We start from the raw sequence: 15,360 nt of genomic DNA, 5'->3' as shown, positions 1-15,360 counted from the left end.
TGGATTGTGTATCCCGACGGAGTAATACAAAATACGACGCCTTATGGAGGTAAAATATGAAAGAATTTGATAGGGTAATTCTTACGGTAGAAAAAGAAAAATATGCAACAGAAGGCGTTCACAAAGGAATGGACGGATGGATTTGTGACCCGCGTAAAATTGACGGTAAACGGTTGGTGAGTTTTGACCAATACGGAGAATTGCCGGAAATCGCTTGCCTTTCCGTGAACGAAGAAGATTTGGAAGTTTTAATAAGTGATGAACCATATAATACGTATGCCATTGTAGTGACAGACAGAGAGAAATATGCAAGACTTGGCGTACACAAAGGAATGTACGGAAAGGTTTTGTGGGAAGAAAACAGCAAAAAAGGAGCGATTATGATAGAATTTATCGACAGTAATTCGAACAAAACTTTAAAAGTGGAAATTCTACGGGATGACTTAAAGGAATACAAGGGACAATTGTAGAGCGTTGTAGTTTTTTTGTATGTGAACGAAGAAAAGGACGGTTATTTTCTTCGTTTATGTTGACGGTATAATTTTGCCCGTAAATTTAAAGATTATGTATGCGGTCTTTTCGTTCTATAAAGACAATAAAACCACGCTTTTTAAGATATAATAACTTACTAAGCGTGGTTTTGTATATTTTGCGGTAAAGTACGCTAATAGATGTTTTAAGCTAGCAACATTAATGTTGCTAGCTTAATTTAATAACTTTTTATGCGATATTTATAAACCCAATAATTAGTTTATTTTATTTGTCAATTACAATTTAAACGCTAACTAGATATATTTATAGCTACGTTAATCTTTGCTTAACACAAAGCTACTTAGCTGGCGTATTTGTAGTTTGGCTATCGGTAATTTTAGAAGGCGCTACCGCAACTTGATTGTCGGTCGAAAGTTCTTGGCTGGGTTGTTCTGTAATAATTACGGGTGTTTTTTTAGACTTTTTGCCACGAGGCGAGTGTTTGCGTTTGCTTTTTTCGTCAACAAACATCTCTTTATAGGTTGCAAGCGGAACGGCTCGAAAAACTTTGCCCACAACGGCGATTGAAAAAGAAGGAAAAAGCCGATAAAAGAAACTCATAATATGGGCGGGAAGCCCTATCGTCATACGTTTGCGACAGCGACGCATTTTACTAATAATTTGTTTGGAGGCTTTTTGCGCAGATATACCGAAGTTAGTTATGAAATTATCTTTGACCAACTTATCTACGGTCTTTTTGTTGCGAGGTTTGTAAAGGTCGGTCTTGACAGGGCCGGGCATAACTGCGCCGACATAATATCCTTCGCCCGAGAGTTCTTCGTGCAAAACTTCGCTAAACGCAAGAGTTGCGCTCTTAGTAGCGGCGTAAAGACTAACTCCGGGGCAGGCAAGATAAGCGGAAGCGGAAGAGACGTTGATAATCGCTCTCTTAGGACTCTTGTCAAGCAAAGGCAGTAATATTCTTGTAGAATTGACAACCGAAAGAAAGTTGGTGTTGATTGTGTTATTTACTATTTCGTCGTTAAGCATTCTAAACTTAGCAAAACGGTGTATTACTCCGGCGTTATTGATTAAAATATCGGGACAAAAGTTAATCTCGACAAGCTTGTCATACACTTGTTGCCAACTCTGTTGAATTGAAATATCTGTTGCAAGATAGTCGAAGTTGTCGCCGATTTCTGCTTTGAGTGATTTCAATTTGTCGGTATTGCGAGCAAGCCCAAACACTTTGCAATTATACTTTTGACAAAAAAGAATAGCTAGCTCACGCCCAATACCCGAGCTAGCTCCGCTCAAAACAATATTAGAGTTATTAATCCAATTAAGTTTTCTCATACCCCACCCTGTATTATTAATTAGCATAGTTAAATAAATAATATAACTAATACGCCACCTAGTCAACTATATTGCTAAAATATGCGATTTTATGGTTTTTCTATTAGATAACTGCGTATTAATATATAAACGCTTGCTAAAATATATGCAATTTGCTATAATATCGCTGAGGGAGTAACTCCGCATTTAGTTTTTTGGTCAAATGCGAGACAAGTCAACATTTCATCGATTAGTTCGATTGGTTTGTCCTGATGAGTGAGACTCATATACTAAGTATATGAGTCTTTTTTTATAAATAAAACAAGGAGAAATTATGAAAGAATATTTGCAAAGCGTCGAAGACGTTTTGAAACAAAATCAAACTACAAACAAGGGTTTATCGGCTGGTCAAGCCGAAGAAAGACAACTGTCGCAAGGCAAAAATAAACTTAAAGAAGGTAAGAAAACACCCTTTATTTTGCGTTTCCTCAAACAGTTTGCCGACCCTATGACAATTATATTGATAGTTGCGGCTATAATAAGCGCAGTCACCGCAATTTTTTCTAACGAAGGTTTTGCCGACGTAATTATCATTATGATTGTAGTGCTAATTAACGCAATTTTGGGAGTATTGCAAGAGTCAAAGGCTGAAAAAGCTATTGAGGCGTTGCAAACTATATCGGCTACTACAAGCAAAGTTTTGCGTGACGGTAAAATAAACGTAATAAAGAGCGAGGACTTAGTCGTAGGCGACGTAATTATATTAGAGGCAGGCGACGCTATTCCTGCCGACGCAAGAATAATCGAATGCGCTAGTATGAAAGTCGAAGAAGCCGCCCTTACAGGCGAATCTGTGCCTGTAAATAAGCAAGTCGAATCGATTAAGCTAGGTCAACTCAAAGATATCTCGCTAGGCGACCGCAAAAATATGGTCTATATGGGTTCGACATTAGTATACGGTAGAGGCAAAGCTGTAATCGTAGCTATTGGTATGCAAACCGAAATGGGCAAAATCGCCGACGCTATTACTCAAACAAAAGACGGCAAAACCCCTTTGCAACGCAAACTTGGGCAGTTAAGCAAAGTTTTAAGCTATATGGTAATTGGTATATGCGTATTTATCTTTGCCCTTGATATAGTGCGAAATTTAATAAATACCGGCACAATCAACGGTAAGTTTGTGCTTGACACGTTTATGATAGCCGTAAGTCTTGCGGTTGCGGCAATTCCAGAAGGTCTTGCTACCGTAGTTACAATAGTGCTGTCAATAGGCGTTACAAATATGTCTAAGCGAAATGCAATTATTCGCAAACTTACAGCGGTAGAAACGCTAGGTTGCGCCCAAATAATTTGTTCGGATAAGACCGGCACACTTACGCAAAACAAAATGACGGTTGTAGAATATTCGTCCTCTAACCAAAAATTACTCGCAGAATCAATGGCGCTTTGTTGCGACGCAACGCTTGACGACGACTTTAACGCAGTAGGCGAGCCTACCGAATGCGCCCTAGTAAACTACGCATATTCGTTAGGACTTAACAAAGAAACAATCGAGGAAGATAAACCCCGAGTAGCCGAAGCTCCGTTTGACTCTATGCGTAAAATGATGTCGACTATCCACAAAACTGAAAGCGGTTATGTTCAATATACTAAGGGAGCGCCCGACGAAGTAATTAAATATTGTACTCACGCCCTTATCGATAATCAAATAGTAGAACTTAGCCCCAAAATTAAAAATGATATCTTAACGCAAAATAAAAAGATGGCTGACAAGGCCCTAAGAGTTCTTTGTTCGGCATACCGTAACTACCCGACTTTGCCACAAGACGTTCAACCTAGCACGCTTGAAAAAGGCTTGTGCTATATTGGACTAACCGGAATGATTGACCCTGTTCGTCCCGAAGTAATCGGCGCAATAGAAGAATGTAGATACGCAGGTATTAGACCTATTATGATTACCGGCGACCATCACGATACCGCAGTGGCAATAGCCCTTCAATTAGGAATAATTACCGACGAAGCGCAAAGCATTACAGGCGCAGAACTAGACGAAATTAGCGATGAACAACTAAAAACCGACATTATAAAATATTCGGTTTACGCCCGAGTTCAACCCGAACACAAGGTTAGAATAGTTAACGCTTGGAAATCTCAAAACAAGATTGTAGCTATGACGGGCGACGGCGTAAATGACGCCCCATCGATAAAGAGCGCCGACATTGGCGTAGGTATGGGTATTACCGGCACAGACGTTACCAAAAACGTAGCCGATATGGTGCTTGCGGACGATAACTTTGCAACCATAGTAACGGCTGTTGGCGAGGGAAGAAGAATTTATGACAATATTCGCAAGGCGATACAATTCTTACTGGCTAGCAATTTGTCCGAAGTTATGTCAATATTTGTAGCTACCATACTGGGCTTTACAATACTTAAACCCGTCCATTTGCTATGGATTAATCTAATTACCGACTGTTTCCCGGCGCTTGCGCTTGGACTAGAACAACCCGAAAAAGATATTATGAAACGTGAGCCTCGTAGCGCTACCGACGGAATATTTAGTAACGGTCTTGGCGTTGACGTAATTTGGCAGGGCGTTATGGTCACTGCGCTTACTATACTTGCCTTCTTTATAGGCGAGCGTATGGAGAATGGAGTTTGGCAAATCGCCGACAGCTTAGACGGAACAACAATGGCATTCTTAACGCTGTCTATGGCGGAAATATTCCACTCGCTAAATATGCGTAGCCGTCGTAAGAGCTTGTTTGCTATGCCTCACCAAAATTGGTATTTGTGGGGAGCGGCAGGAATTTCCCTACTTTGCACAACGGCTGTAATTTACATTCCTTTCCTTGCAAGAGCGTTTAGCTTTACTTCGATAAGTTTAATCGAATATGTCGTAGCTATGTCGCTTGCCCTATGCGTAATACCGATTACCGAGTTAGTCAAGCTAGGTCAAAGAATATACTATAAACACAGTATTTTAGGCAAAAACAAGGCAAAATAATTAGCAAATATCTAAATATATTTAAAAAGTCGTTAAAAGTTAACGACTTTTTTTATGTAGTCAATATGTAAAAAATAGTGCTAAAAAAGTACTTAACGGTATGCTATACCTTGATTTCTTGATTGAATATGTATTGACAAAGAATGTCTAGTAAACTATAATTATAATATATAAATAAAGCTAAAATTATCATTAATTTATATATTTTACGAGGACAAAATGCATTATTTAAGAAGATGTTGGGCAGAAATTAACCTAGACAACGTACTGTACAATTACAACTTATATCGTGACAAAATTAAGAACGAACAATCACGCATAATTGCAGTGGTAAAGGCAAACGCTTATGGTCACGGCGCAAATCAAGTTGCAAAGTTGTTGCAAGACAACGGCTGTGACTATTTTGCAGTTTCTAACGCTACCGAGGCAATCAACCTAAGAAAAAGCGGTATTTGCGGTAATATTATGTTACTTGGCTTTACCCCACTTGACAGCATTAGCGAACTTATCAAATACAACATTATAGTAACTATAACCTCAACTGCTTATGCGCTTGCTTTAAACGACCTAGCCATACGACTTAACAAGGTTATTCCCGCTTATGTCAAGCTTGACAGCGGTATGGGCAGAATCGGTTTTATCTGCGGTGAAAAAAACACTGTTGACGAAATTTACGCAATTAGTAAATTGTCTAATCTAACCTTACAAGGAGCGTTTACTCACCTTTGCGTAGCCGACAGTCAAAAAGACGAGGACAAACTATACACTCGTAATCAAATTAGCGCATTTGAACAAACAATAGATAAATTAAAAGAATTAGAAGTCCCTCTTCCCTTGTTGCACTGCTGTAATAGCGCAGGCGGACACTATCTATCGACAAAACATAAGTCGGCAATTAGACTGGGCATAAGCCTATACGGACTAACATTTAGCGACGGCGACATCGAAGGTTTGCCACTTCGTCCGGCAATGACGCTCAAAACAGCTATTTCTAATATTAAGACTATTCACTCGGGGCAAAGCGTAAGCTACGGCAGAAGATTTATCGCTAGCAAAGATACCGTAGTAGCTACCGTTACTATGGGTTACGCCGACGGCTATTCTAGACAACTTACTAATAAAGGGCAAATGTACCTTAACGGCAAACTAGTCAATGTAATCGGCACTGTCACAATGGACCAAGTAATGTTAGATATCACCGGCGTAAACGCTTCAATAGGCGACGAAGTAACCGTTTTTGGCGGACAAGGCTTAACTTGTACTCAACTTGCTAATTCAATAAATACCATAAACTACGAAATAACTTGTAATATATCTGCAAGAGTACCTAGAATTTACATCAAAGACAACAAAATTATCGAAGTTGTCGACCATACTTATTAGGAGAAGACAAATGTACAAAAAAATTATCACCAGCGACTTATTAGGTAGCGTTTCCAGCGTTCCTAACGAAATTAGCCCTCTAAAAGAAGTTCTACTTCACCGACCGGGTAGAGAACTGCTTAACCTTGTGCCGGAGTATTTGCCCGAAATGCTTTTCGACGATATTCCTTGGCTTGAAAAAGCGCAAGAAGAACACGACTATTTTAGTCAAGAACTAACAAAGAATGGAACAAAGGTCACTTATTTAGAAGATTTGGTAGAGCAATCTATTGTAAGCGAACAAGTTAAAGAACAATTTGTAATGCAGTATATAGCCGAATCAAGCGTCTATACCGACGGCGCAAGAAAAAGCGTTAAAGATTTTCTATATTCCGTATCAAATAAACAAATGATTGAGTATATGTTTGGCGGTATTCGCAAAAGCGAAATAACAAACCAAAAACAGCACTTGGCGGACTATCTTTCTAACGATTATCCTTTCGTTTGCGCTCCTATGCCCAACTTATATTTTAGCCGTGACCCGTTTAGCTTTGTTGGAAATGGCGTAATAATTAGCAAAATGTATACCAACCAAAGACAAAGAGAAACGCTATTTGCCGAATATATATTTAATTATCACAAAGAATTTAGTAAAGTTCCACAATATTATAGCAGAGACGCAATGTTTTCAATAGAAGGCGGAGATATTTTAATGCTCAACAGCTCAACTCTTGCCGTAGGCATTTCTCAGCGTACTCACCCAAGCGCCGTTGAAAAATTAGCTAAAAATTTACTATTTGGCAACAGTGGCATAACTACCGTACTTGCAATCGACATTCCAAAAAATCGTAGCTTTATGCACCTTGACACAGTATTTACAATGCTTGACAAAGATAAATTTACAATTCACCCTAACACAATGGGACAATTTAACGCATTTATCCTTACTGCAAAGGACGGCGAATTGTTAATCAATCAAAAACTCGATAAAATAGAAAATATTCTTAAAGAAGTTCTTGGACTTAACAATATTACTCTAATAAAATGTGGCGGAAACAACAGTATAGATTCGGCTAGGGAACAATGGAGCGACGGAGCTAACACACTTGCTATTGCGCCGGGCGAAGTAATAGTATACGCCCGAAACAATGTCACTAACAAATTACTTGAACAAAATGGAGTTATCATACATCAAATACCGTGTAGCGAATTATCTCGTGGCAGAGGCGGTCCTCGCTGTATGAGTATGCCTATCAAACGCAATTAATAAAAAATATTATAGACAAAGGAGTTATTGATATGACACAACAAAACATTAAAGTAGCCATTTGGGGCTTCGGCGCAATGGGTAGCGGTATTTGCAAAACGCTACTTGGCAAAAAAGGCGTAGACATAGTAGGCGTATGCGATATACACCCTCTACGTGTTGGCAAAAGCATATTTGAAATGCTTAAAGTTGAACGAGGCGACAGAGCAGATGTGCTTGTTCAAAGCGATATAAGTAAGGTAGTATTTAACAAAAATTGCGATATCGCCGTACTAGCGACCGACTCTTACACAGCAAAAGCCTTTGATAAAATTAAATATATTGTCGAACAAGGCGTAAACGTAATCTCAACCGCAGAAGAAATGTCTTATCCTAAGGCTCAACAACCTAAGTTAGCCCAAAAGATTGACTTACTTGCAAAAGAACACAACGTATCCGTACTCGGCACAGGCATTAATCCCGGACTGATTATGGACTTACTTGTAGTATGCTTAACGGGTTGTATGACCGACGTTACAGGCATTGAAGCAAAACGTGTAAACAGCCTATCCCCCTTTGGACCAGCAGTTATGGAAGAACAAGGTGTAGGCATTAGCGTAAAAGAATTTGAAGACGGCGTAACTAGCGGAAAACTTGCCGGTCACGTTGGCTTTGCAGAATCTGTAAATATGATTGCCGACGCTCTTAGCTGGAAAATTGATAAATTTACTCAACAAATGAAACCTATCGTAACCACAGTTGACCGTAAATCTCCATACGGAAAAGCCGACGCAGGCGACGTAGCAGGCGTAAATATGACCGGACAAGCCTATGTTGACGGCGAAGTAAAGATTAATATGATACACCCTCAACAAATCGAACCCGAAATGGAAGGCACGTTTACGGGCGACTATATTACCCTTGCAGGCAACCCTCCCGTATCTATGAGCATTAAGCCCGAAGTAAACGGCGGTATTGGCACAATAGCTATGGTAGTAAATATGATACCCGCTTGTATTAACGCAGATAGCGGACTTGTAACAATGATAGACCTACCTGTTCCACGCGCAATTATGGGCGACTATCGCAACGCAGTTAAAGATTATAAACGTATTATAAAATAAGGCGGTATAGATATGATTAAAAAAGGCGAATATGTGACTATTCGTTCGGTCGTACTTGACGTAGGTCAACGTGCCCCGCAAGTACCCGACGACACAAAAAAAGTTCCACTTGAAATGTGGGTTAAAGGGCGCTTAGTAGAAGACGCCGAAATGGGACAACAATGTAGCGTTATTACACGCACAAATAGACGCCAACGTGGCGAACTTTGCGAAGTTAATCCTAGTTACAAACACAACTTTGGTAACTTTGTTCCCGAACTCCTACAAATTGACGACCAACTGAGAGAGCTTCTCAAAAAGGAGGAGAAATGAACACTTATCAACAAGTAATGGATAGAAAGAACGACATAATGAAAAAAGCCGTTTCAATCGACTATTCCAAATTCGAAAAGGGCGTAATCGCATTCGATTACAACGCATTGATGGACGCAGTCCCCTATACGCTTGAAGAAATTGCAAAAATTCAACAAGAATACGCCGTTGGCAATACACCATTAATCGAACTAAGAAATATTACTAGACTTGCTCGTCAATGCTCCAAAAAAGGTTACGGCGCTAGAATAGTAATTAAAGACGAAGCTAGCAACGCTTCGGGCAGTTTCAAGGCTCGTCGTGCATCATTATCGGTTTATCAAGCCGAAAAACTAGGCTACAAGGGCGTTATATCGGCTACAAGCGGTAACTATGGCGCAGCCGTAGCTTCACAAGCGGCAATGCATAACCTTGACTGTATCATAGTTCAAGAGTGCTACGACAGCAAGAAGATAGGTCAACCCGAAATTATTGAGAAAGCTAGAAAGTGCGAAGCTCTCGGCGCAGAAGTAATTCAACTTACGGTTGGACCAGAGCTATTCTTCGAGTTCTTACAAATGCTAGAAGAAACAGGCTACTTTAACGCTTCGCTCTATACCCCATTCTCTATCGCCGGCATTGAAACCTTAGGCGCAGAAATAGCAAGTCAAACAATGGCTAAGTTTGGCAAACACCCCGACGTAGTCGTTTGCACTAACGCAGGCGGAGGCAACTTGACAGGCACGGCACGAGGACTTAAAAAGGCTAATTGCAACAGCAAAATTTGCGCAGCGTCAGTAGACCTTTCGGGGCTACACATGGCAAGCGATACTCAATTTAATAAAAAATCTTTCACAACCGGTCATACCGGCTTTGGTATCCCCTTTACAACTATGCCCGACAGAAGCGACGTTCCAAGAAGCGCCGCAAGACCGCTTAGATATATGGATAGATATCTAACAGTTACGCAAGGCGAAGTTTTCTATATGACAGAAGCCCTTGCAAATGTCGAAGGACTAGAAAAAGGGCCTGCCGGCAACGTTGCTTTGGCGGCGGCATTCTCAATAGCGCAAGAACTACCCGAAGACGCAATCGTGCTTGTGCAAGAAACCGAATATACCGGCGCAGGCAAACACCTTCAACCTCAACTTAGCTTTGCTCGTGACAATGGCATAGATATTCACTTTGGTTCTCCCAAAGACGAAATTGCAGGCAAAAACATTATTCTGCCCTCTCACCCGAGTTTAATTAAAGCAGTTGACGTTGATTTAACCAACCTACGCAAGAGCAACATTAAAAACGCTATCAAAAATGCTCACGAAAAACTAACCAAGATAGATATTGATTACCTAATTGAAGAGACAAATTCTTCACGTCAATTTGTAATTGATACAATATTAGAGATTAACAAGGAGTTATTATGAAAAGAGCCGACGATTACGCTACAAGACGAGCTCATCTTGCAGATTTAACCGATAAGCAGTTGGAAGACTATTTTTGGAAGCTAACCGGCGACCTTGTCGACCCGCTTATCAAACTTGGCTATGAAAATACAACGCCGTCGATTGAGCGTTCAGTTCTACTACGTATGGGTTTTTCTTCCCTAGAAGCTAAACCTCTTGTAAATAGCGCTATCGAACACAACTTAATCGGCTTTGGCGTAGGCAATGTTATTTACCGCTTGGCAAAGCACCTCAACAAAAATGTTAGAGAGGCAGGGCTAGAACTTCTTACCGGTAAATACTGGCAAGTAGCCGAAGAATTATTTAAGGAGGACAAATAATAATGGATTACCAACTACCTCCCAATAAAAAACTTGACGTAAAAGAAATATTAAAAGACTTAGAGCATTATGTTCCTCGTCGCTTCGGTTGGACGTGGAGAGAACCTAATCCTAACCAAGTCGAACCGCCTTTTACTTACAAAGAAATTAGTAAAGATTTAAAAAACAGCGTAGGTCTACCTACTGCGCACTACTTCAATAATATTGACCCTCAACCAATGCCGGTAATCACTACCGAAATTGCAAGCGGTCGTTTTGAAGACGATATTCGCCGTATGCGTATGGCAGCCCATCACGGCGCAGACCATATAATGGTAATTCGTACGGCTGGACAGAGTCACTTTGACAGCCTTATAGAGGGTACTCCGCAAGGAATAGGCGGTGTTCCAATATCTCGCAAACAAATTCGCGCGCAACGCAAAGCCCTTGATTTAATTGAAGACGAAGTCGGTAGACCAATTAACTACCACTCTTACGTTTCAGGCGTAGCCGGCCCTGATATTGCCGTTCTATTTGCCGAAGAAGGCGTAAACGGCTGTCACCAAGACCCGCAATATAACGTAATCTACCGCAATATTAATATGGTTCGTTCTTTTGTAGACGCTTGCGAAAGCAAAAAATTAATCGCTTACGCAAATATGGCGCAAATTGACGGAGCGCATAATGCAAACGCTACGGCAAGAGAAGCCTGGAAAGTTACGCCCGAGCTTATGGTTCAACACGGCATAAACGCATTATTTTCGGCAAAAGTCGGCATAAGCAAACGCAATATTTGTCTCTCAACCGTTCCTCCAACAGCAACCCCTGCGCCCTGCGTATATATGGACCTACCTTATGCGGTAGCGCTAAGAGATTTATTCCACGAATATCGTATGCGGGCTCAAATGAACACAAAATATATTGAGGCAAGTACAAGGGACGCAACAGTCACCCACGTTCTCAATATGCTTATAAGCAAACTGACTAGCGCAGACATTCAATCTACTATCACCCCAGACGAAGGTCGTAACGTTCCGTGGCATATCTACAACGTTGAGGCTTGCGACACGGCAAAACAAACCTTGCTAGGGCTTGACGGACTACAAGACCTTGTAACCCTTAAAAAAGACGGTTATATCGGCGAAAAGTCAAGAGAACTTAAAGAAAGAGCGGTATTATTCCTAGAAGAAATGATAAGTCTAGGCGGTTACTACAAAGCTGTTGAAGCCGGAATGTTTGTAGACAGCGGTTTCTATCCCGAGCGTAACGGCGACGGTATTGCTAGGGAAATTAATGGTGGCGTAGGCGCAGGCGCAGTATTTGCTCGCAAAAAGAATTATTTTGCCCCTGTTACGGCTCACTTTGGCTACAATAACGTAGCGCAGTACGATAAAAATGCAGTAAATAATCCTTCTTCCTTAATCAATGGTTGCACGCTAGAAGACCGCAGTAAAATTGTCTATATCGACGAGCTTGACGAAGTCGACAACTGCAACGTTCGTATGGCGGAAAATGACAAGTATAGAGATAAAAACTTAATCAAACCCGAGATGGAATGGCTTGCCGACGGCACAATACTTCTTACAATGTTCTTCCCGGCTAACAAACTTATTGCCGAAGCCGCCGCTCTTGAACTTGCAAAGCGACTCAATCTACTAGAACCCGAAGTAATCAATAGAGAAGTTATGCACGAACAAGAAGGCACAAGAATAGAACTTAAAGGTAAAGTAAACTTCGATATCGAAATAGACAAGCTAACTCTACCTGTCGAACCCGACATTATGAGCGACGAAGAAATTAGAGCCGATATCGAGCAGCACCCAATGACCGTAGTCGCAGGCACAATCGGCGAAGACGAACACTCGGTTGGACTAAGAGAAATTATTGACATTAAACACGGCGGAATTGAAAAATACGGTATCAAAGTACACTATCTTGGCACTTCTGTTCCTGTTGAAAAAATTGTCAACGCCGCAATAGAACTTAACTGCGACGCTATCCTTGCAAGCACAATTATTAGTCACGACGACATTCACTACAAAAATATTGCTAACATCGATAGAATCGCAAGAGAGAAGGGCGTAAGAGATAAGCTTATGTTTGTTGCCGGCGGTACGCAAGTTACTAACGAGCTAGCTATTAAACACGGCGCTGACGTAGGCTTCGGCAGAGGCAGTCACGGCGTTCACGTTGCAACCTTCCTTGTAAAACAAAGAAGAAAATTAAACAATATTAAATGAAAATAGATTGTCTTGTAGCCGAAATCGGCTCAACCACAACTTTAATCAACGCTTTTATGTTAGGAGCAAAGCCCAAATTTATTGGTCAGGGCTTTGCCCCTACTACTGTCGAGCAAGGCGACGTTTGTATTGGCTTAAACAATGCAATCGATAGCCTTGCAAAGACGCTAGGCGAAAAAGTCACCTACAAAGAAATGCTCGCCACGAGTTCTGCCGCAGGCGGACTAAAAATGACGGTGCATGGACTTGTTTACGAAATGACGGTTAGGGCGGCAAAAGAAGCCGCTCTTGGCGCAGGCGGAATAATTAAACTGCTAACCGCAGGCAAATTAAGTCAGTACGACTTAGGGCAAATTATTAAAACTAAGCCAAACCTAATTCTTCTAGCAGGCGGAACGGACTACGGCGCAACCGAAGTACCGCTCTATAACGCCGAATTGCTCGCTAAGGCAGATTTGCCCTGCCCTATTGTTTATGCCGGAAACAAAGCCTTAGACGGTCAAATAGCCCAAATTTTTGAGGACGCAGGCAAATCTTGCAAAATTGTAGACAATGTTTATCCTCAGCTTGACAACCTTTGCATCGAGCCGACTCGCAAAGTTATTCACTCGACTTTTGAACAAAATATAGTTAAGGCGCAAGGTATGGAGCATATTCGCAAACTTGTAAGCGGTAACATCATACCTACTCCGGGCGCAGTTATGGAATGCGCAATGCTTGCAAGCGAACTGCTTGGCAATATAGCCGTAATCGATATAGGCGGAGCAACAACGGATATTCACTCTGTTTGCGACGACAACGCCGAAATGGCAAGCCTTGCAATCGAGGCAGAACCTCACTGCAAGCGAACGGTCGAGGGCGACTTAGGCGTGTATATCAACGCTAGACACTTAATTGATTTACTTGGCGAACAAGAATTATCGGCAAAACTTGGTTTCGACATCGTTACTACGCTAGCCGAATATAAAGCAATTCCCGTAGGCGACAAACAAATCGAACTTGTCGAAGAACTTACCCTTCAAGCAGGCAAAATTGCTTTGACTCGTCACGCAGGCTCAATTAGATATATCTTTGGAAACAACGGTAGGCAAACCCTTACGCAGGGTAAAGATTTGACCGACCTTAAATATTTAATCGCTTCGGGCGGAGCGTTAACTCGTTTACCCCACCGAGAGCAAATTATGCGTAACCTTGCAAACATCAACGCAAATAAAACTATGCTTTTCCCCAAGGTGGACAAATTACAAATTCTATTTGACAACGATTATATTATGGCAAGTTTAGGAGTACTGGCAAAAACGCACAAAGACGAGGCGATTGAGCTACTTAAACAAACGCTGTCAATTAAATAAATTTTAATTTTTAAACAATCCTAATTTAGATTGTTTAATTTATAAAAAGAGGTAAAAACAATGCCGATTATTATTGATTTAGCAAAATTTAAACATAACGCCGACTTTTTAATTGAAAAATTGAAAAAACACAACTGCTATCCTGCATTTGTAACTAAGGTGTTCTGCGCCGACAAAAAGATGGTAAACGTACTTGAAAATACCGACTGTAAGTACTTTGCCGACTCACGAATTGAAAACCTTGCAAGCTACGCTAAAAGCTCTAAGACCAAAATATTGCTTAGGTTGCCTCAAAAAAGTCAAATTAAAGAGACGGTAAAATATGCCGACATCAGCTGTAATTCTTGTATAGAAATGCTTAGTTTGCTAAACAACGAAGCAAAAAAACAAGATAAAAAGCACGGCGTATTACTTATGATTGATTTAGGCGACCTTAGAGAAGGCGTAATGTACGACAATTTAGAATATATAGACGCATATTACCAGCAAGTAGAGCTATGTAGCAACTTATTTCTTGCGGGAATTGGCGCAAACCTTACGTGCTATGGTTCGGTGTTACCAAGTAACGACAATATGAACGTACTTGCAAACCTTGCTAATCGTTACGAAGAAAAATATCATAAAAAATTGCAAATCGTAAGCGGTGGCAATTCTAGCTCGCTACTACTTCTTGAAAAAAATATGCCTAGCAAAATTAACAATCTTAGACTTGGCGAATCGCTTATACTGGGACTCGAAACTGCCTATTCTACGCAAATACCAAATATGTTCCACGACTGCGTACGACTTGAAAGCGAGATTATCGAAGTTTTCGAAAAACCTAGCTACCCTATCGGGGAAACATCGATTAACGCTTTTGGCGAGAAAATGACCTATATCGATAAAGGCATAATGAAACGAGCCATACTTGCCATAGGTAGACAAGATACAATTTGCGACGGGCTAACTCCCGACGACAAGAATATAAGCATAGTAGGCAGTAGCTCCGACCATCTAATCGTAGACATTACAAACAGCGCTAAATCTTATGCGGTAGGCGACAAATTGACATTCACCGCAAACTATGGAGCAATTCTACACCTATTTACAAGTAAGTATATTAAACGCAAATATATAAACGGTTAAATTTATTAATAATTTAAATACAAATAAAAACCTAAAACATATTGT

The 15,360-nt window shown here is 40.7% G+C and carries 12 protein-coding genes; 11 read left to right on the top strand and 1 reads right to left on the bottom strand.

Annotated elements, in window-relative coordinates; translation table 11 throughout:
* The first annotated feature begins 56 nt into the window (after positions 1–56).
* A complete protein-coding gene (locus RR062_05495) occupies positions 57–470 on the top strand; it encodes a hypothetical protein (GenBank protein ID MEG2027161.1) in 414 nt (137 codons plus the stop codon).
* 358 nt (positions 471–828) lie between these two features.
* Here the strand turns inward: RR062_05495 and RR062_05490 are convergent, their stop codons facing one another.
* Positions 829–1,827, bottom strand: coding sequence for an SDR family NAD(P)-dependent oxidoreductase (locus RR062_05490; protein ID MEG2027160.1), 999 nt, complete (start codon positions 1,825–1,827; stop codon positions 829–831).
* 313 nt (positions 1,828–2,140) lie between these two features.
* Between RR062_05490 and RR062_05485 the strand changes: the two genes are divergently transcribed.
* The 10 genes from RR062_05485 (at position 2,141) to RR062_05440 (ending at position 15,315) form a co-directional block, all read left to right on the top strand.
* On the top strand, positions 2,141–4,813 hold the full coding sequence (locus tag RR062_05485; GenBank protein ID MEG2027159.1) for a cation-translocating P-type ATPase: 2,673 nt from the start codon (positions 2,141–2,143) through the stop codon (positions 4,811–4,813).
* A 219-nt stretch (positions 4,814–5,032) separates the two neighbouring features.
* Positions 5,033–6,196 carry an alanine racemase gene (alr, locus tag RR062_05480; protein ID MEG2027158.1) on the top strand — a complete coding sequence of 388 codons (1,164 nt, stop codon included), beginning with the start codon at positions 5,033–5,035 and terminating at the stop codon, positions 6,194–6,196.
* 10 nt (positions 6,197–6,206) lie between these two features.
* Positions 6,207–7,442 carry an arginine deiminase gene (locus RR062_05475; GenBank protein ID MEG2027157.1) on the top strand — a complete coding sequence of 412 codons (1,236 nt, stop codon included), beginning with the start codon at positions 6,207–6,209 and terminating at the stop codon, positions 7,440–7,442.
* Positions 7,443–7,474: 32 nt separating this feature from the next.
* Entirely contained in the window at positions 7,475–8,545 is a 1,071-nt protein-coding gene (ord, locus tag RR062_05470) for a 2,4-diaminopentanoate dehydrogenase (protein MEG2027156.1), read from the top strand.
* Between the two features lie 12 nt (positions 8,546–8,557).
* The gene (gene ortA, locus RR062_05465; GenBank protein ID MEG2027155.1) at positions 8,558–8,857 is read left to right on the top strand and encodes a 2-amino-4-oxopentanoate thiolase subunit OrtA; all 300 of its coding nucleotides are present in this window, start codon (positions 8,558–8,560) and stop codon (positions 8,855–8,857) included.
* The gene (gene ortB, locus RR062_05460; protein ID MEG2027154.1) at positions 8,854–10,260 is read left to right on the top strand and encodes a 2-amino-4-oxopentanoate thiolase subunit OrtB; all 1,407 of its coding nucleotides are present in this window, start codon (positions 8,854–8,856) and stop codon (positions 10,258–10,260) included. Before ortA ends, ortB begins: the two co-directional genes overlap by 4 nt.
* Positions 10,257–10,619, top strand: a complete 363-nt coding sequence (locus RR062_05455; GenBank protein ID MEG2027153.1) for an ornithine aminomutase subunit alpha — start codon at positions 10,257–10,259, stop codon at positions 10,617–10,619. Before ortB ends, RR062_05455 begins: the two co-directional genes overlap by 4 nt.
* A gap of 2 nt (positions 10,620–10,621) precedes the next feature.
* Entirely contained in the window at positions 10,622–12,838 is a 2,217-nt protein-coding gene (oraE, locus tag RR062_05450; GenBank protein MEG2027152.1) for a D-ornithine 4,5-aminomutase subunit OraE, read from the top strand.
* Positions 12,835–14,190 (top strand): GlmL-related ornithine degradation protein, encoded by a 1,356-nt coding sequence (locus RR062_05445; protein MEG2027151.1) that lies wholly within the window; start codon positions 12,835–12,837, stop codon positions 14,188–14,190. The genes oraE and RR062_05445 overlap by 4 nt, the downstream gene beginning before the upstream one ends.
* Before the next feature lie 60 nt (positions 14,191–14,250).
* The gene (locus tag RR062_05440) at positions 14,251–15,315 is read left to right on the top strand and encodes an alanine/ornithine racemase family PLP-dependent enzyme (GenBank protein MEG2027150.1); all 1,065 of its coding nucleotides are present in this window, start codon (positions 14,251–14,253) and stop codon (positions 15,313–15,315) included.
* The last annotated feature ends 45 nt before the right edge of the window (positions 15,316–15,360 follow it).

This window comes from Clostridia bacterium (assembly GCA_036654455.1).
Lineage (GTDB): Bacteria > Bacillota > Clostridia > Christensenellales > CAG-314 > JAVVRZ01.
This window is presented reverse-complemented; position numbering and strand designations above follow the sequence as displayed.